The organism is Prevotella aff. ruminicola Tc2-24, assembly GCF_900110895.1.
Taxonomy (GTDB): Bacteria; Bacteroidota; Bacteroidia; order Bacteroidales; family Bacteroidaceae; genus Prevotella.
Genome location: NZ_FOIQ01000004.1, coordinates 268,175 through 287,873, shown reverse-complemented (window position 1 = coordinate 287,873; position 19,699 = coordinate 268,175). Strand labels below are relative to the sequence as shown.

Here is a 19,699-nt window from a genome sequence, read left to right as displayed (position 1 = left end):
AAGGTACACATTTTTATGAAATTCTTAATTCCCTGTTCTTAATTCTTAATTAAAAAGTGTACCTTTGCATGCGGAGAGAACAATCCTAAAACATTTAATTATGACTAAACAGAAAAAATTCATCCTCCAAGAGAGTGAGATCCCAACACAGTGGTACAACATTCAGGCAGACATGCCCAACAAACCTATGCCCCCCATCCATCCGGTCACGAAGCAGCCCTTGGGCGTCGACGACCTCGCCCACATCTTCCCCCGCGAGTGCTGTGTGCAGGAGCTCGACACCGAGCATGCATGGATAGACATTCCCGAAGAGGTATTAGAGAAATACAAATACTACCGTTCGACGCCGCTGGTACGCGCCTACGCCCTCGAGGAGGCGCTCGGCACCCCGGCCCATATCTATTTCAAGAACGAGTCCACCAACCCCCTCGGCTCGCATAAGATCAACTCAGCCCTGCCGCAGTGCTACTATGCCAAGCAGGAGGGCACGACCAATGTGACCACGGAGACGGGTGCCGGTCAGTGGGGCGCTGCCCTGAGCTATGCCGCCAAGATCTACGGTCTCGACTGTGCCGTCTATCAGGTGAAGATCACCATGCAGCAGAAGCCCTACCGCTCGTCGATCATGCGCACCTTCGGTGCTGTCGTCGAGGGCTCTCCCTCGATGTCCACCCGTGCAGGTAAGGATATCCTGACGCGCGACCCCAACCACTCCGGCTCTCTGGGCACCGCCATCTCCGAGGCCGTCGAACTGGCCACCACCACCCCCAACTGTAAGTACACGCTCGGTTCGGTGCTCAACCATGTGGCCATCCACCAGTCGATCATCGGTCTGGAGGCCGAGAAGCAGATGGCCATGGCCGGCGAGTATCCCGACATGGTGATCGCCTGCTTCGGCGGTGGCAGTAACTTCGGTGGCATCGCCTTCCCCTTCATGCGACATAACATCCTCGACGGGAAGAAGACGGAGTTCATCGCTGCCGAGCCCGACAGCTGTCCGAAGCTCACACGCGGTCAGTTCCGTTACGACTTCGGTGACGAGGCCGGTTACACGCCGCTGCTGCCCATGTACACGCTGGGCCATAACTTCAAGCCCTCCAACATCCATGCCGGTGGTCTGCGCTACCACGGTGCCGGCATGATCGTCAGTCAGCTCATCAAGGACGGCTTCATGAAGGGTGTCGACATCCCGCAGCTCGAGACCTTCGAGGCCGGCATGCTCTTCGCCCGCACCGAGGGTATCATCCCTGCGCCCGAGAGCTGTCACGCCATCGCCGCCACCATCCGCGAGGCCAACAAGTGCAAGCAGACCGGCGAGGAGAAGGTCATCCTCTTCAACCTGTCCGGTCACGGTCTGATCGACATGCCGTCGTACGACTCGTATATCAAGGGCGACCTGCAGAACTACACCGTCACCGACGAGATGATCGCAGCCAACCTGGCTGAGATCGACCAATAAAAGCCTATCGGCGAGAGCATCCTGTCAGAGGGATGCTCTCACCTTTTTGGAAAAACTACATCATGCACATCAACGAGGGTATCATCGAACAACTGGCAGCTGGCAGTCAGGAGGCTTTCCACACCGTGTACAAAGTCGCCTACCCCCAGGTACGGGCCTTCAGCAAAGGTCTGGTGAAGAATGATGCCGATGCCGACGATATCACCCAGTTGGTGTTTATCAAGCTATGGACCAAGCGGTCCATGCTGAAGGAGGTAAAGAACTTTAACACCTACCTCTACACCATCACCAAGAACACCGTTCTCAATCACCTGGCCACCCGCAAGGCCTTCACCGTCGATATCGCCGGTATGGGCGATAGGGTCACAGGCAGTGCGACGCCACAGGAACAAGTCGAGGCCCGCGACCTGCAGCTCCTGATCGACATGGTGGTCGAAAATATGCCGCCGCAACGGCAGACCATCTACAAGCTGAGTCGTGAGGAGGGCCTGAGCAACGACCAGATAGCCGAGCGACTGGGACTCCAGAAGAAAACGGTCGAGAATCACCTCAACCTGGCCTTAGGCGATATCCGGAATATGCTAAAAATTCTTATTTTATTGCTCTACGGTTGGGGGAAAAGCGGACCTTGGTGGTCTTTATTATAAAAACAGAGATATAGCGTGAGTCGATACATGCCACAGATCGTCAAGTATTTCTTCCGCCATCAGGTGTCGGACGAAATAGCTTCAAAGGTACAGGACCGTCTTGTACACACATCCCATGACCTCGATCCCGTACTCCGGGAGCTCTGGGACGAGTGCGAGGAGGCCACTGCCGACGACGCATCTACGGAGACAGCCTACCGACGGCTCCTGTCGTCGCTGCCTGGTTCATCGGGCAGCGGACGTCTGCCATGGCTGAAGATCGCGGCCATCTGGATCATCCCGTTCACGCTGATGGGTCTGGCGGCCTTCTTCTACGCCTCAGGTCTCAAACAGTCGAGATCCCTGTCCGAGGTGGTGTTCATGCATCAGTTCACGGCCTACGGCGAGCGCTGCATGGTGACCCTGCCCGACAGTTCGCGGGTATGGCTCAACGGCGGCAGCTCCCTCATCTATCCGTCGCGCTTCGTTTCGGCCGAGCGGAATGTCTGTCTCACTGGCGAGGCCTTCTTCGAGGTGACGAAAGACGCCAGTCGTCCGTTCACCGTCGATGTGAACCAGATGAAGCTGAAGGTGCTGGGCACCACGTTCAACGTGTTCTCCTACCCCGACAACCCGAAGGTCGTGGCCACCCTCGAGACGGGTAAGATCGAGATCAGCGTGGCCAACCAGAAGAAGCCCTATGTCCTGTCGCCCGACAACCAGTTGGTGCTCGACACCAAGACAGGCGACGTAGAGGTGCACGATGTCCGTGCGGCCGACTTCTCCGTCTGGCGCATCCCGGCCCTCCATTTCGACGAGGTCGAGCTCATGTATGCGTTCCAGCAAATTGCGCGCACCTACGATGTGAAGATTCATATTCAGAACAGCCGATATAATCATCAGACCATCAGAGCACACTTCAATGCCGGCGAGAGCATCGAAGGTATCATGGCCGTCATCAAGATGCTGATACCCTCGCTGAACTACGAGATCGACGGCAACGACATCTTCATCAGGTAACATTTCTTTTTACTTTATTTAACATAAACGGATTGGGTGTACACTTCACATTTATTGTCCTTTGGGTACATTAACTATTATTATTTCAATCTAATTTCAACCTAAAATGAAGGAAAGACAAAACCGAATTCTGAGACTAGCTGCTATGTTGCTACTTGGAGGCTGCCTCTCGCTTCAGGCCCAGAACGTATCGTTCAACAACGAACGGGTAACCCTGAAGAAGGCATTTGAGAAAATCGAGTCTGTAAGTAACTACCGTATTGCTTACAATGCGACGAAGTTGAACGTCAACCAGCAGGTTGTTCTGAACCAAAAGGACAAGACCGTGCCCCAGATCATGGACGAGCTGCTCAAGGGCACCGACTACACTTTCGAGATCAAAGGCCATCAGATCATCATCGTGCCGAAGAGACAGACCAAGTCGGATGCCAGGCAGAAGATCACAGGTATCGTGACCGACGAGAACGGTGAGGGCATCATCGGCGCCAGCATCACCGAGAAAGGCACAGGCAACGGAACCGTTACCGACATCAACGGCCGCTACGAGCTGACCGTACCGAAGGGAAGCACCATCCAGATCAGCTATATCGGCTATCTGACACAGCATATAAAGGTCAACAAGAATCAGATCGACATCCGTCTGACCGAGGACGCCCACAGCCTCGACGAAGTGGTGGTGGTGGGCTACGGTCAGATGAAGAAAAGCGACTTGACCGGCTCCGTATCTTCAGTGGCCGTCGACCACGACAAGGCCATCTACAATTCAGGTATCGACCACCTGCTGCAGGGTAACGCCCCCGGTGTGTATGTCAACGGCGGCGACTCGCAGCTGGGTGGACTCGTCAACGTGCGCATCCGCGGTACCTCTACCCTCAACGGTAACAAGGAACCGCTGTACGTGATCGATGGTATTATCATGAACGACGCTACCGAGGACGTCGGCAACCCCAACAGCGGTGGTGGCACAGGTAGCGACCCCGTGCAGACCACCCAGAGCGGTCTGACAGGTATCAACCCCCAGGACATCCAGAGCATCGAGGTGCTGAAAGACGCCTCTGCCACAGCCATCTACGGTAGCCGCGCCTCCAACGGTGTCGTGCTCATCACCACCAAGCAGGGTAAGAGCGGCAAGGCCAAGATCAACCTCACCACCGGTATCTCTTTCGACCGTGCCAGCAAGCACATCAACGTGCTCAACGCCGAGGAGTATATCGCCTACAGGAACGAGAAGGAAGAAGACTTCTACAAAGCCGACTTCCACCCCGAGAACCGCGACTGGCAGCGCGAGCTGTTCCACACTGCCATCACCCAGTCCTACCGTCTGTCGGCCAACGGTGGTAACGACAAGGCCAACTACTACGTGGCTGGCGGTTACCTCGACAACAAAGGTATCATCCGCAACACCGGTCTGTCACAGGCCGACCTCCGTGTGAACTACCAATACAAGCTCAACAACAACCTCGCGCTGAAGGGTACGTTCAGCATGATGCGCCGTGTGAACGACATGACCACAGGTACCGACGGACAGGGTAACCAGCGCACCAGTCTGACGCGCCATGCCGTCCTGGCCAAGCCCTTCGCCAATGTCGATCCCGAGGACGACGACGATACCGGTCTGCAGCTCACGCCGACCAACTGGCTCACCGACTATGAGGACCACTCCGAGGAGAACCGCACCATGGCGTCGATCGCCCTCGACTATAAGATCATCAAGGGTCTCACCTTCCACCTGATGGGCTCCTACGACAACCGCGACAAGACCCGTTCACGCTGGTACAGCACAGGTGTGTACACCGGCATGAAGGTGAACGGTCAGCTGGGCTACAGCGAGCTGAGAAGTCTGAAGAAAGGCCTCGAGGCCCTGTTCTACTACGACTACACCCTGAACCACGTCCATCACCTCTCAGGAACCGCCGGTGTCACCTACGAGCGTCGCGATGCCAACCGCTACGGCATGCTGGGCGAGGACTTCTCGATCCTGAGTCTGGGCATCGACGGTATCGGCTATGCCAACAAGACCTATACCAACAGTCACTCGATGACCAACGAGACCACCGCCTCATCGCTGGTCCGTATGAACTACAACTACCTCGACCGCTACCTCGTCACCCTGACAGGCCGTGTCGACGGCTCGAGCAAGTTCCAGAAAGGCAACCGCTACAGCTTCTTTCCCTCGGTGGCCCTGGCCTGGCGCGTGAACCAGGAGCAGTTCCTGAAAGACAGCCAGTGGCTCAGCAACCTGAAGGTGCGTCTGGGATGGGGTATGACCGGTAACCAGAGTATCTCAGCCTACGCCACACAGAACACCTACGGCAATGTGGAGTACTCCACAGGCTCAGGTCAGAACATCGTCGGTCTGGAGCCCAGCAAGATCGCCAACCCCGACCTGAAGTGGGAGGCCACCACACAGGTCAACGCCGGTATCGACTTCGGTGCCTTCAACAACCGCCTCACCTTCAGCATCGACGCCTACCATAAGGAGACCAACGACATCCTGCAGTCGATGAACACCGCCGTATCAACAGGCTACAGCTCGATCTACGTGAACTGCGGCTCGATCCAGAACAACGGTATCGAGGTGGCAGTCAATGCCGTGCCCGTGAGCACCAAGGACTTCACCTGGACCATCGGCGCCAACCTGTCGCACAACAAGAACCGCATCACCGACCTCGGTCTGCCCCTGACCAAGTACGGCACCGAGTTCTACGAGGCCTACTACGGCACCAACCTGTCGTACTACGCTTCGGCCGCCTTCCCTGTCAACATCTTCATCAAGGGCAAGCCCATCGGACTGTTCTGGGGCTACAAGACCAACGGTATCTTCCAGAGCGACGAGCAGGCCAACGGACTGGTGTACAACGGCGACGCCCTGAAGGCAGGCGACATCGCCTATGTCGACACCAACGAGGACGGCGTCATCAACACCGAGGACCGCGTGATCCTGGGCGACCCGAACCCCGACTTCACCTTCGGCTTCAACACGTCGCTCACCTATAAGGACTTCACCCTGTCCGCACAGTTCCACGGCTCAGTGGGCAACGAGGTGGTCAACGCCAACAAGCTCGACAATACCAATACCTACTACGACTACAACATCCTGCGCGAGGCCTACTTCGACGCATGGCGCGCCGACAAGCCCAGCACCACCTATCCGCGCATCGGTGTACCCCTGAGCGAGCTGACCGACCGTCTGATCGAGGATGGCAGTTTCCTGCGCCTGGGCAGCCTGAGCCTGACATGGAACGTGCCCGTGAAGCGCGTGAAGCTCATCAACGCCATGCAGCTCACCCTCACAGGCCGTAACCTCTTCACCATCACCAACTACTCAGGCTACAACCCCGACATCAACAGCTTCTCCAACGACCCGAAGCGTATCGGCATCGACTACGGAAGCGCACCTATCACACGCTCATACAGCTGTACACTCAATGTTACATTCTAACCCTATAAACACAGCAACAATGAAAAAGATCAATATACTGCTGGGAGCAGCACTATTCACGATAAGCAGCACCCTGTTCACGTCATGTGACGACATCCTGGAAGAGAACACCGATTCGTTCCCCTCGCAGGCAGTCATCTACTCCAACGACAAGAGTGTGGAGGCAGCCCTGACGGGATGCTACCACGGTCTGATCAGCTACAACGTGTTCCAGTCCGACTACCACACCATCTTCTGCACCGCAGGAGGCACGATGAACAACACCAGTTCGTCGTACAACGACTCCAAGGCCCAGAAGACCGAGCCCGACAACAAGTACGTCGGCCGTCACTTCAAGACCTGCTACCGTGTCATCGCCGACTGTAACGACCTGCTCAGCAAGATCGACGGCAGCGGTGCCTCCGACGTGCTCAAGACCCGTGCCAAGGGCGAGGCCCATTTCCTCAGAGGCATGATCTACTTCAACCTGGTGCGCGCCTTCGGCGGTCTGCCCCTGCGCCTCACCCCCATCACCAGCACCACACTCGACATGCCGCGCTCTACCGTCGAGGAGACCTATCAGCAGGTGGTCGCCGACCTCCAGGAGGCTGCCGAGCTGCTGCCCGAGGTGAACCCCACCGACGGCCGTCCCAACAGCTATGCCGCCCATGCCCTGCTGGCAAAGGTGTATATCACCCTGGCCAACGGCGAGGAAGGCTCCCCCTACTGGCAGAAGTGCATCGACGAGTGCATGAAGGTGTATGGCCACTACCAGCTGGTACCCCTGCAGACCCTGTACAACGCACAGAACCGCAATACGGCAGAGTCGATCATCGAGATCCAGTTCTCCGACATCAACGGCAGCACCTGGACCCAGGGCATCGCCCCCGATGTCAGCGACTTCACGCCCAACTCATCGAGCAACCCTTACGGCCGCTACCGCCCGTCGAAATATATCTTCGACACCTGGCGTGAGCAGTATCCCGGCGATCCCCGCATCGAGGAAGGAATCATCTACAACTACTACACAAAGAACGGCGGTGTCGACACCGTTGAGATCTATCCTGCCTACACCAGCGATACGGGTAGCGGCCGCATGTGGCCTTACCTCAAGAAGTTCCTCGACACCCGCTACGTGGCCCAGTACACCGCCCAGAACTTCATCTACCTGCGCTATGCCGACGTGCTGCTGATGCTCGCCGAGGCCATCAACGAGGTGAGCGGTCCCGACCAGGCCTACCAGTATGTCAACGAGGTGCTGGCCCGTGCCCGCAACAGTGCCGAGCCCGCCGCTGCGCAGCCCGCCGACTGGAGCGGCATGACCAAGGCCGAGTTCCGTCATCGCATCATGTACGAGCGTTTCTTCGAGCTGCTCGGCGAGGAGACCGAGTATTTCGACATGCGTCGCCGCGGTCCTGAGTTCCTGCTCGAGTACTGGAAGGCCCACAATGCCCATCCGGCCAACTGTCCCGAGCCGTCGTCGACCAAGTATAAGGAAGACTACTTCATCTGTACGCCGGAGATGGCCCAGCGCGCCATGCTGCTGCCCTTCCCCACGCTGGAGATCAACTCCAACAACGCCATCACCGATGCCGACCAGAACCCCGGCTACTAATCACGGAAAAAGTTTTCACATCATACATTTATGATTGATTGGTTAATGAAGGCTGCACCCCGACGATGGGGTGCAGCCTTATATGTTCACCCCCCACCCCACACGGCAGGCGCGAGGGGGTGAAGCTAGAAAATTAAAACACAGATAATCAGTTACTTATGGTGTATGCATGCAGTGCATGCACTGCATGCATACACCTAATTCCCGATTTTATTTTGTATCTTTGTTCCCAGACTTATATTGATAGCTCATGGACCAAGTACATCACATACATTTTCGCCCCCCTCCTGTGTGACAGATGGTACAGATGACAGATGGGTCCTGAATACACATGCGCGTGTACGCAGGAACTTTTGGCGGCTCGAGAGTTCCTGCGTACACGCGTGAGAAATCTTATAACCCATCTGTCATCTGTACCATCTGTCACAAATAAAAGCAGAAGAAGATTATGGAAGGGGCACGGTTGCTGAGCCTGTCGAAGCAAGGTAGTGACCCTTCCACGCCCTACTACGAAAAAGTGCTCTTTGAAATGTTGTACCTTGATAAGCGACCAGACAAGTGTGGCGCCCCCCCCAACTATGGGTGAAAGAGATAATCCCTTTCGGTGAAAGAGACGTCATCTACGACTGATGGAGATAATCCCTATAGGGGTATAGGCCCTATCTCCATGACTCGTAAACCCTATCTGAATGACTCATAGGAGGCATCTCTTTAAGCCAAAGATCCCCCCATCCACAGGAACCGTATGTGGGAGGGGGAAAAGAAAAAAGAGAGGGTTTCCCCTCTCTTCTTGTCAAACAATAACTAAAAACCTTGCATTTATACGATGTCGATCTGCCTGGAGACCTTGACTTTCTCTTCAACAACCTTCGGGAGCTCGACGGTGAGGACACCGTTGTCGACCTTCGCTGTGATCTCCTCGCGCTTGACGTCGTCGGGCAGGATCAGGGTCTGCTCGAACTTGGTGTAAGAGAACTCACGACGCAGATAGCGGGTGGTCTTGTCCTCGTCTTTCTTCTCGTTCTTGCTCTCCATCTTGATCATGAGGTTGCCCTCGTCGTTGATGTGTACGTTGAAGTCCTCCTTTTTCATGCCCGGTGCAGCAAGTTCTACGGTGTAGGACTTGTCGTTTTCTTTCACATTGATAGCTGGTGCTGTGAAGTTGGCCTTCGGCATCAGATCAACATCGAACAAATCGTTGAATACACTGGGAACCCAGTTGTTACTTCTCATCATTGGCATCATAGTTGTTACCTCCTCGTTATACTTTTAAGTTGTTAATACTATTCATTCTGAACGCGGCCTCGTTGGAGGCGTTGTTCACTGAACAGGAAGCAAGAAAAATGCCAAGGGGAAAAGATGCGTCAATCTGTCAGAATCTTACGACAGATTGACAGCGCAGCCTCGACGGAGGCGACGGACGAGATGACCACGGAACGCTTGCCGCCGGCCTCACGGAAGTTGCACTGGCGGGCATGGGTGGACACATACTGCAGGATGCGGCCGAAGGCCTCGCTCTGATAGTAGGGGCTGTCGGGGTTGCTGACGAAGTAGAAGTACATCTTCTGCTGCTTGAGCATGAGCTTCTCGATGCCCAGCTGGCGGCCACAGACACGGAGGGGAACGACACGGATGAGCTCTTCGGCGACATCGGGGATCGCGCCGAAGCGGTCTCTGAGACGACTGCGATAGGCCTCGAGCGAGGCCTCGAGGTCGTGGCGGTTGGCCAGGTTGTCGAGCTCTCGGTAGAGGAGCATACGCTCGGAGTCGTTGGGCACATACTGGTCGGGGAAATACATCTCGATGTCGGACTCGAGGGCACAGTCGTCGACCCACTGGGCGTTGACCATCGAAGACTGATCATTCTTATCTGCTGCGCTCTCGGCCTTGACAAACTCGGGTTCCTCGCTTCTCAGCTCGGCCATGGCCTGGTTCAGGATCTTCTGATAGGTCTCGTAGCCGAGGTCGGAGATGAAGCCCGACTGCTCGGCGCCGAGGAGGTTGCCGGCGCCACGGATATCGAGGTCTTGCATGGCGATATTGATGCCGGAGCCGAGGTCGGAGAAGTTCTCCAAGGCCTCGAGACGGCGGCGCGACTCGGGGTTGAGGGCGGCCAACGGGGGTGCCAGCAGGTAGCAGAAGGCCTTACGGTTGCCACGGCCCACACGGCCTCGCATCTGATGGAGGTCGGAGAGGCCGAAGTTATGGGCGCCGTTGATGATGATCGTGTTGGCATTGGGGATATCGATACCGTTCTCGACGATGGTGGTGGAGAGCAGCACGTCGTAGTCGTAGTTGGAGAAGTCGAGGATGATCTGCTCGAGCTCCTCGGGCTTCATCTGACCGTGACCGATGGCAACACGCGCGTCGGGGATATACTTATGGATCATCTCGGCGATATGGGTGAGGTCGGAGATGCGGTTGTTGACGAAATAGACCTGACCGTTGCGCGACATCTCGAAGTTGATGGCGTCGGTGATGATCTCGGCCCCGAAGGTGTGGATCTCGGTCTGGATGGGATAACGGTTGGGCGGCGGTGTCTGGATGACACTCAGGTCGCGGGCACCCACGAGGGAGAACTGCAGGGTGCGGGGGATGGGCGTGGCCGACATCGTGAGGGTGTCGACGCTGGACTTCATCTGGCGCAGCTTCTCCTTGGTGGAGACACCGAACTTCTGCTCCTCGTCGATGATGAGCAGGCCGAGGTCCTTGAACACGACGCTCTTGCCGATGAGCTTCTGGGTGCCGATGAGGATATCGATCTTACCGTCGGCCAGGTCCTTGAGCAGGGCCGTGGTCTGCTTGGTGCTCCGCGCACGGGTGAGGTAGTCGACCCGCACGGGCATGTCCTTCAGACGACCGGCAAAGGTGCGGAAGTGCTGGTAGGCCAGTACGGTGGTCGGCACGAGCACAGCCACCTGCTTGCCGTCGGTGGCGGCCTTGAAGGCGGCACGCACGGCCACCTCGGTCTTGCCGAAGCCCACATCGCCACAGACGAGGCGGTCCATCGGACGGGCGCGCTCCATGTCGGCCTTCACATCCTGGGTGGCCTTCAGCTGGTCGGGCGTATCCTCGTAGAGGAAGCTGGCCTCGAGCTCGTGCTGCATATAGGTGTCGTGACTGAAGGCGAAGCCTTTCTCACGGCGGCGCTTGGCGTAGAGCTTGATGAGGTCGCGGGCGATATCCTTGATATGTTTCTTGGTGCGTTCCTTCAGGCGCTCCCACTGACCGGTGCCCAGGGTGGAGAGACGGGGTGGCTCACCATTGTCCTGCGACTTGTATTTCGCCACCTTATAGAGGGAGTGGATAGACACGTAGATACTGTCGCCTCGCTGGTACAGGATCTTGATCATCTCCTGATAACCGTCGCCCTGCGGCATCCGCACCAGACCGCCGAACTTACCGACGCCGTGATCGACATGCACGACATAGTCGCCGATCTCGAACTGCTGGATCTCCTTCAGCGTCAGCGCCATCTTACCACTGCGGGCCTTGTCGCTCTTCAGACTGTACTTATGGAAACGGTCGAAGATCTGATGGTCGGTGAAGACACAGACGCGCAGGTCGTCGTCGACGAAGCCTTCGTGGAGGGTCTTGTCCACCGGCGTGAACACTTCTGTCTGCGGGCGCTCACCGCCCTTGGAGGGGTCGGCGGAGGTCAGGATCTCCTTCAGGCGCTCGTTCTGCTTCTGACTGTCGGCAAGGACGAAGATACGATAACCCTGAAGGAGGTAGTCGTCGAACGCCTTCGTCAGCAGCTCGAAGTTCTTATGGAACAGCGGTTGGGTGGTGATATTGAAGCGGACCGTGGACTGGGACTGGGATGACGGACGATGGCCGAACTCCACCCGACGGAACGTCTCGGCATCAGTCATGAACTGTGCCCCCGTGATGAGCTGCGACTCCTTCCGGAACTGGCGCTCGATCTCGCGCTGCTCCATCTCCGTGGCGGCCTCCAACTGCTCCAGTCGGGCCTGTGAGGAGAAGCCTTCCTGATAGGCACGGTCGATGGCATCGCGCACATAGAGATAGTCCTTGACCACCAAGACCACCTGTCTGGGCACGAACGAGAGGAAAGGCTCCTTGTTCTCGGTGGAGACGGCCAACTCGGGCACGATCTCGATACGGTCGCGCCGGTCCTTCGACAGCTGGTCCTCGACCTCAAAGGTACGGATGGAGTCGATATCGTCGCCGAAGAAGTCGATACGGTAGGGATACTCACAGCTATAGGAATAGACGTCGAGGATGGAACCGCGAAGGGCGAACTGACCCGGCTCATAGACGTAGTCGACCTCCTTGAAGCCGAAGCCACGAAGGGTGGTCTCGATCTCCGACACGGCGATGGTCTGGTCTTTCTCCAGGACGAGAGTCCGGGTGTCGAGGGCCTGTTTGGATACCACCATCTCGGCCAACGCCTCCGGATAGGTCACGATATACAGGGCGGACGACTCCTGACTGTCGGCAGAGAGGCGCGCCAGCACTTCCGTGCGGAGGATCTCACTGGCCGCATCGCGCTGGGCGTACTTGATGGAACGGCGGTAACTGGAGGGGAAGAACAGCACGTCGCGGTTGCCTAACAACTGGGTGAGGTCGTGGTAGAAATAACCGGCCTCCTCGGCATCCTGGAGGATGAAAAGCAGCGGGGCCTTGACCCTCGGTGCCAGACAGCCGAAGAGCATGGATGACGAGGAGCCCAACAAGCCCTCGAGGAAAATCGTCTTCACCGAAGATTTCCCTAACAGATCTACCACCGCCGACACCTGCGGCAAACGGGTATAGACACTTTCTAATTCCTGTATATTCATCAGAACCGACTGCAAAGGTACGGAGAAAATAAGAATTAAGAGTTAAGAATTGAGAAAAAAAGTAGGACGACCGTAAAAAAACGCGACTCGTTGACCTTTATTCTAATTTAATTCGTATCTTTGCAGCACCAAACCATTAAAAACGATGTACGAAAGCGACAGCATAGTCATCATACCAACCTACAACGAGAAGGAGAACATTGAGAAGATCATCCGCGCAGTGTTTGCCCTTGACAAATGTTTCCATATTCTTGTGATCGACGACGGCTCGCCCGACGGGACGGCAGCCATTGTCAGAGGACTCATGGCCACGGAGTTCGGCCCCCGGCTCTTCCTCCTGGAACGGAGCGGGAAGCAAGGGCTCGGCACCGCCTATATCACCGGGTTCAAGTGGGCTTTGGCACACGACTATGAATATATCTTCGAGATGGATGCCGACTTCAGTCATGACCCGAACGACCTGCCCCGGCTCTATGCGGCCTGCCATGACGAAGGTAACGACATGGCCATCGGCTCACGCTATGTGACAGGTGTCAACGTGGTGAACTGGCCCATAGGCCGGGTGCTGATGAGCTACTTCGCATCGAAATACGTGCGTCTCGTCACCGGCTTCCTGGTTCATGACACCACCGCCGGCTTCGTGTGCTACAAACGGCGGGTGCTGCAGACCATCGAGCTCGACAAGATACGCTTCAAGGGGTATGCGTTCCAGATTGAGATGAAGTACACGGCCTACAAGATCGGATTCAAGATCAAGGAGGTGTCGGTGATCTTCGTCAACCGTCAGGAGGGCACCAGTAAGATGTCGGGCGGCATCTTCGGTGAGGCTTTCCTGGGTGTGATGAAGCTGCGCTGGGACGGATGGACACGGAAATACCCCAAACCCATTGAAAACTGAACCATATGATGACCTTTCTATATAGGATTTATCAGTTACTGATCGGTCTGCCTATCGTGGTGATCCTGACGATCATCACCGCCCTGACAGTGGGTATCGGCACGACCATCGGCGACGGTCATTTCTGGGGATACTATCCCGGACGCTGGTGGGCGAAGCTCATCCTGAAGGTGCTGCTGATACCCGTCAAGGTGGAGGGGCGCGAGCACCTGGAGAAAGACCAGAGCTATGTGTTCGTGGCCAATCACCAGGGATCGTTCGACATCTTCCTGATCTACGGTCATCTGGGACGTAACTTCAAATGGATGATGAAGCACCAACTGAAGAAGATGCCCTTCGTGGGCTTTGCCTGTCAGAAATCCCACCAGATATTCGTGGACAAACGGGGACCGAGTAAGGTACGCAAGACCTACGAGGACGCCCGTGAGATTCTGCAAGAGGGTTACAGTGTGGTGGTCTTCCCAGAGGGATCGCGCACCTTCACCGGGCATATGGGTCTGTTCAGGAAAGGGGCCTTCGCCCTGGCCGACGAGCTGCAGCTGCCCGTCGTACCGCTGACCATCAACGGCTCGTTTAACATCCTTCCAAGGATGCGCGACGGCAAATGGATCAAATGGCACCCGCTGTGTCTGACCATCCACCAGGCCATCTACCCTGTGGGCAAAGGACCGGACAATGTCAATGCCACCTTGCGACAGGCCTACGACTCGGTGATGTCGGCGCTGGTGCCTGAATACCAAGGATACGTGGAAAACCCTGACCAGTAATCGCGTTCATGATTGCCAGAGCTCCTTATCTCTTTCTGCTGCTGATCATCGTTCCGGATCTTTATCTGGACTATCATTACTGGCGTCGCAGACACACCATGTGGCAACGCCTACTACGCTGGTTGCCCACCATCGTACTGGTGGCCTATACGCTGTTCCTCACCTACGAGAAGAGCTTCATCCCCGACAACCCGATCATCGTCTATATATACATCCTGCTGCTAGGTCTGATTGCCATCCCGAAGCTGGTGTTCGTGCTGTTCTCCATGGCAGGCCTAGGACTCTGTAAGCTGCTGCATCGGCGTATCAACATCGGCAATCTGATCGGTGCGCTCTGCGTGCCGCTCATCTGGTATGTGGTCATCTACGGCAGCTTCGTCGGTTTCGGGAAGCTGGAGGTCAACCGCACCGTGTTCGTCGCGCCGGACCTGCCGGAGGCCTTTGACGGTTACCGACTGGTGCTGTTCGCCGACGCCCATGTGGGCACCTACGCGAAAGGGAGACAGTGGATACTCAAACAGGCCATCGACAGTATCAACGCCCAGCGCCCCGACCTGATCGTGTTCGCCGGCGACCTGCAGAACATACACCCGCAGGAGGTCTACCAGCACCTGGACATCCTGAGTTCGCTCAAGGCCAAGGACGGTGTCCTCTCGGTGCTGGGCAACCACGACTACGCCGAATACCTGGCGTGTGACGAGGTGACGAAGGTGGCCAACTGCCGTGAGACCAGGAGTCTGGAACAGCAGATGGGGTGGACCCTGCTGCTGAACGAGAACCGTACCATCGCACGAGGCAACGACCAGATCACGATAGCCGGCATGGAGAACGACGGCGACGGGAAGCGGTCGCCACGGAAAGGAGATATCACCAAGACACTGGACGGTGTGGCCGACGGTGCCTTCATCGTCATGGTAGAGCATGACCCTTCGGCCTGGCGACGGAAGATCATCCCTGACCACCGGGCTCAGCTGACCCTCAGCGGTCATACCCACGCCGGACAGATCAAGTTGTTCGGATGGTGTCCGTTGTCACTGACGGGAAAAGAGGTCAACGGCTGGTATCAGGAAGGACGGCAGTCGCTCTTTGTGACAGCCGGTCTGGGCGCTCTCGTCCCCTTCCGTTTCGGAGCCACGGGCGAGATCGTCGTGATCACCCTGAAGAAAGGTTAGAGGTTAGATGCGAGGAAGCGACGGACGACCTCAACAGGAAGACCACGGCGGGAGGCATAGTCGCGGAGCTGGTCTTCGCCGATCTTTCCCAGATTGAAATAGCGGGCCTGGGGATGAGAGAACATGAAACCGCTGACACTGGCATGGGGCTTCATGGCCCCACTCTCTGTGAGACGTATCCCGATCTGTTTCATATCCAACAGTTCATCGAGCATGAAGTTCAGACTGGTATCCGGTAAGGACGGATAACCGACAGCCGGACGGATGCCCTGGAACCTCTCTATCTGCATCTCCGCAATCGTCAGGCACTCGTCCTTGGCATAGCCCCAATACGTCTTTCTCACCTCCTCATGCATACGCTCGGCGGCCGCCTCGGCCAGACGGTCGGCCAGGAGCTGTACCATCATCTTCTGATAGGGATCGTTATCAAAATCGGTCTCCAGTCCCATATCCACGGACGTGGCAAAGACCCCGAGACGGTCTTTCACGCCGGAGGAAAGCGGACGGAGGAAATCAGCCAGACAGAGATTAGGTTGTCCGACAGACGTCGGACGTTGTTGGCGCAACAAAGGGATCCGGGAACGCCCGATGACAATATCATCGCCATCGCCATTGGCATCGCATATCTCGAACAAGGCATACACATGATAACGGTCTTCCAACTCGGTGAGACAGGTCTCTGCCTCATGCTGCAAGCGGGCCTTCTCCGTGGGATCCTTCACCTGCCAGGCGAAGAAGAAATAAGGCCAGTTGACATAAGGCGTCAACGTTGAGATATCGTAAACCAGTCTCATCTGTCAACGCCATTGTCGCCTCGTTCCCTGGAGAACAGCACCGGTTGACCGACATAGTCTGTATCCACCTGTCCCTGTCGGTAAACGGTGTGTCCATTACACAGGGTCTGTTCTACACGCCACAGATACATGTGACCTTCCATCGGACTCCAACCGCATTTGCTCTGGATATGCTCTTTCGTCACCGTCCAACCGGTATTCGGGCGGACCAGTACGATATCCGCCTGATAGCCTTCACGCAGGAACCCCCTGCGCTGCACATCGAAGAGACGTGCGGGATGATGACACATCAGTTCTACAAGTCGTCCCAGACTGAGTATCCCCTGGTCCACCAGCTCTAACATGGTGACCAACGAGAACTGGATCATGGGCATGCCACTGGCTGCTTTCACGCAGCCGCCCTCCTTCTGCGAGAGCAGATGAGGCGCATGGTCAGTCCCAATGACGGCGATCCGTCCATCGCTCAACGCGTCGCGTAAGGCATCACGGTCACGCTGGGTCTTGACAGCCGGATTACACTTGATACGTGTTCCAAGAGAGACATAGTCTCTGTCGCAGAAATACAGATGCGAGACCGTGGCCTCGGCGGTGATCTGCGGGCATCGGGCGCTGTTCACCGTCCACGGCTCAAACAGCGACAGCTCCCTGGCCGTCGTCACATGAGCGACATGAAGACGGGTATGATGCTTCCTGGCCAGTTCGACAGCCAGACGGGTACTCTCATAGCAGGCCTCCTCACTACGGATCTCCGGGTGATGGGTCACCTTCGGGTCATCGCCATACTTCTCGACCGCCAGTGCCATATTCCGGTTGATCATCTCTGTATCCTCGCAATGCGTCATGACTGGAAGCGCTGCCGACGCGAAAATACGGTCTAACGCATCCCGACGGTCGACCAGCATATTCCCCGTCGAACTGCCCATAAAGAGTTTGATACCGGGAATCCGGGTCGGGTCGAGACGGTCGAAGAGCGCCACATTATCGTTGGTCGCACCAAAGAAGAACGAATAGTTCACATGACTCTTCGCTGCCGCCAACACGAACTTTTCCTCCAGAGCCTCCAGCGTGGTGGTCTGCGGAACCGTGTTCGGCATATCGAAATAGGTGGTCACCCCGCCCGCTGCTGCCGCACGACTCTCGGTGTCGATATCGGCCTTGGCCGTGAGTCCCGGCTCACGGAAATGGACATGATCGTCGATCACACCGGGCATAACGAAACATCCCGAAGCATCGATCACGTCGTCGAACGATGCTTCGGGAATTGTATGTCCTTGAACAACACGGGCTATCCGCTCATCCTCTATGATCAAGGAGCCTTCGAATATCTTCCCCTCGTTGACGAGGGTTCCCCCGTGTATGAGTATCTTCATTTCTGAGGCAGATTGAGAGACGGCATCTGCAATGAGTCGGGAGCCTGCGGGGGCGTCTGCGACGCCGGAGCCTGAGAAGTAGCAGCATCCTCTACCAGCCCATTCTGACGGGCCTGTATCTCGTTCGCCGTCTGGTAGTACTGCTTCACGTATGGGTCGTCCTTGAATTTCTTCGTGGCCTTGCTCATGATATCCTCGATCTGTGGGGTCAGCACAGGATAAGCATAGCTGCTGGTCATCATCATGAAGACCCCAGGACCCAATATATTGTCAAAGTTCTCTACGATGAAATTCGTGACCAGACTGTCTTCCTGTTGTGACAGGCGGGCTGCCTCGACAGAGAGCTGACGGTTGATGACGGCCTCGTCGACGCCATCAAGCAACATACGACTCTGCTTATGGGAAAGCTCGTTCATCTCACTGCCCAACTGATCGTGACGATGGATAAACTCATATAGCTTGTCGTTCAGAGGCGTACCACTGACCACCCGACTGGTATTATCAATACGGATCTCAATCTCGCCTTTCTCGATGACAACCGGCATCATCAGCGGTTCGTCATCCATATACAGATTGGCTAACTTGACGGTATCCAGAATACCAGAGAAATGGAACTTGCCATGCACGACATCGCAGGAATCCATATTCTTCAGTTCCTGATCCTTTACCGTCTTCAGATAAAGCTTACTGCCATCGAGAGACGACACAGAGGAAGAACCCTGGATAGAATAGGACTCAGCACAGGATGCGAACGCAACTATGACGACGAATGCATATAGAATCTTGCTCATAAATATTTATTTCGTGGCGCAAATGTACAACGATATATTGAAGTAGAAAAAAAAATTTGCGCATTTTAAAACAAATGCGCAATCTTTTATAGTTTTTTTGCCTCTTTAGCCAGCTCTTGGTCTATTCTGTGCATAGAATACAACTGCAGAATGGCTGCAACCAAAAGCGTGATAACCCATTTGTTATAAATATACTGAACGTATGCAAACTGACTCAAACCGAAAAAATTTGTTAAATTGGCGAACATCAGAAGGGCGGTCAGCAGGAACAGGAAATCACTGAGAAGCATCATCCGACGCAGACGACGGATCACGAAATTGTTTCCCTCATAGCGCTGCAGCATCTGCATGGACGTAAAGCAGACAGCTCCCACCGCATATATGTATGGTGCACTCTTCCATGCCAACAGACTGGTGCCGGCACCGATCACCATCAACACGGCGCCCAACAGGAACACCGCATTCAGTATATTATTCAGTTTCCTCATGATCATTAATGGATTCAGGAGTACGATCGTCATCGCTCAATACAAAGATATCCTCGTCGTCGGCTTTCATGAAATAACGCTCACGGGCGATCTTCTCCATCGCCTTAGGATTGGTCTCCAACTCCCGGATCTGCGCCTGATCGCGCTGGAATTCAGCGTTGTACCTCTCCGTCTCCTCCGTCAGTTCGTCGATACGCTGGAGATTCTTGATGTGACTCCAGACACTGTTCTCGTCAAGGAAGCCGACAATCAATACACCAGCGACACACACCACCGAATATTTCAGGAACTGCGACCGCCAGACACGTAACAGGAAAGTCTTTATACGACCCAATACTTTCATTCTCCTACTATTTTGATGGCAAAGGTACATAAAAAAGAGTGAAATGCAAAAAGGTTTTATCTTTTTTTGCTACATAAATACTAATATGTTTGTTAGTTTAAAAATAAAATACATATCTTTGCACAAGAAA

The 19,699-nt window shown here is 55.6% G+C and carries 15 protein-coding genes; 8 read left to right on the top strand and 7 right to left on the bottom strand.

The window, feature by feature from the left end:
- Positions 1-100 precede the first annotated feature (100 nt).
- The 5 genes from BMY63_RS09315 to BMY63_RS09295 all read left to right on the top strand — a co-directional run bounded on the left by BMY63_RS09315 (position 101) and on the right by BMY63_RS09295 (position 8,141).
- Complete coding sequence (locus BMY63_RS09315) at positions 101-1,459, top strand: TrpB-like pyridoxal phosphate-dependent enzyme (RefSeq protein ID WP_091900750.1); 1,359 nt, start codon at positions 101-103, stop codon at positions 1,457-1,459.
- 32 nt (positions 1,460-1,491) lie between these two features.
- Positions 1,492-2,106: an RNA polymerase sigma-70 factor gene (locus tag BMY63_RS09310; protein WP_256218988.1), complete on the top strand. Its 615-nt coding sequence runs from the start codon at positions 1,492-1,494 to the stop codon at positions 2,104-2,106.
- Positions 2,107-2,121: 15 nt separating this feature from the next.
- Positions 2,122-3,105 carry a FecR family protein gene (locus BMY63_RS09305; protein WP_143065762.1) on the top strand — a complete coding sequence of 328 codons (984 nt, stop codon included), beginning with the start codon at positions 2,122-2,124 and terminating at the stop codon, positions 3,103-3,105.
- A gap of 106 nt (positions 3,106-3,211) precedes the next feature.
- Positions 3,212-6,547 (top strand): TonB-dependent receptor, encoded by a 3,336-nt coding sequence (locus BMY63_RS09300; protein ID WP_091916178.1) that lies wholly within the window; start codon positions 3,212-3,214, stop codon positions 6,545-6,547.
- A gap of 19 nt (positions 6,548-6,566) precedes the next feature.
- Complete coding sequence (locus BMY63_RS09295; protein ID WP_177178421.1) at positions 6,567-8,141, top strand: RagB/SusD family nutrient uptake outer membrane protein; 1,575 nt, start codon at positions 6,567-6,569, stop codon at positions 8,139-8,141.
- An 819-nt stretch (positions 8,142-8,960) separates the two neighbouring features.
- On the opposite strand, the gene BMY63_RS09290 is transcribed toward BMY63_RS09295, so the two are convergent.
- Positions 8,961-9,386, bottom strand: a complete 426-nt coding sequence (locus BMY63_RS09290) for an Hsp20/alpha crystallin family protein (RefSeq protein WP_091916173.1) — start codon at positions 9,384-9,386, stop codon at positions 8,961-8,963.
- A gap of 119 nt (positions 9,387-9,505) precedes the next feature.
- Positions 9,506-12,946, bottom strand: coding sequence for a transcription-repair coupling factor (gene mfd, locus BMY63_RS09285; RefSeq protein ID WP_091916171.1), 3,441 nt, complete (start codon positions 12,944-12,946; stop codon positions 9,506-9,508).
- Between the two features lie 145 nt (positions 12,947-13,091).
- On the opposite strand from mfd, the gene BMY63_RS09280 reads away from it, so the two are divergent.
- Genes BMY63_RS09280 through BMY63_RS09270 form a run of 3 tightly spaced genes read left to right on the top strand, consistent with a single transcriptional unit; the run spans position 13,092 to position 15,783 of the window.
- Complete coding sequence (locus tag BMY63_RS09280; protein WP_091900766.1) at positions 13,092-13,844, top strand: polyprenol monophosphomannose synthase; 753 nt, start codon at positions 13,092-13,094, stop codon at positions 13,842-13,844.
- 8 nt (positions 13,845-13,852) lie between these two features.
- Complete coding sequence (locus BMY63_RS09275) at positions 13,853-14,611, top strand: lysophospholipid acyltransferase family protein (protein ID WP_091901129.1); 759 nt, start codon at positions 13,853-13,855, stop codon at positions 14,609-14,611.
- Positions 14,612-14,619: 8 nt separating this feature from the next.
- Complete coding sequence (locus BMY63_RS09270; RefSeq protein WP_091916169.1) at positions 14,620-15,783, top strand: metallophosphoesterase; 1,164 nt, start codon at positions 14,620-14,622, stop codon at positions 15,781-15,783.
- Here the strand turns inward: BMY63_RS09270 and BMY63_RS09265 are convergent.
- The 5 genes from BMY63_RS09265 to BMY63_RS09245 all read right to left on the bottom strand — a co-directional run bounded on the left by BMY63_RS09265 (position 15,780) and on the right by BMY63_RS09245 (position 19,569).
- A complete protein-coding gene (locus tag BMY63_RS09265) occupies positions 15,780-16,577 on the bottom strand; it encodes a vitamin B12 dependent-methionine synthase activation domain-containing protein (protein WP_091916167.1) in 798 nt (265 codons plus the stop codon). The genes BMY63_RS09270 and BMY63_RS09265 overlap by 4 nt on opposite strands.
- Positions 16,574-17,947 (bottom strand): dihydroorotase, encoded by a 1,374-nt coding sequence (locus tag BMY63_RS09260; RefSeq protein ID WP_091916165.1) that lies wholly within the window; start codon positions 17,945-17,947, stop codon positions 16,574-16,576. Before BMY63_RS09260 ends, BMY63_RS09265 begins: the two co-directional genes overlap by 4 nt.
- Positions 17,944-18,738, bottom strand: coding sequence for a DUF4369 domain-containing protein (locus BMY63_RS09255; RefSeq protein WP_091916163.1), 795 nt, complete (start codon positions 18,736-18,738; stop codon positions 17,944-17,946). The genes BMY63_RS09260 and BMY63_RS09255 overlap by 4 nt, the downstream gene beginning before the upstream one ends.
- 86 nt (positions 18,739-18,824) lie before the next feature.
- Complete coding sequence (locus BMY63_RS09250) at positions 18,825-19,226, bottom strand: hypothetical protein (protein ID WP_091916250.1); 402 nt, start codon at positions 19,224-19,226, stop codon at positions 18,825-18,827.
- Positions 19,210-19,569, bottom strand: coding sequence for an FtsB family cell division protein (locus BMY63_RS09245; protein ID WP_091916161.1), 360 nt, complete (start codon positions 19,567-19,569; stop codon positions 19,210-19,212). Before BMY63_RS09245 ends, BMY63_RS09250 begins: the two co-directional genes overlap by 17 nt.
- Between the last annotated feature and the right edge of the window lie 130 nt (positions 19,570-19,699).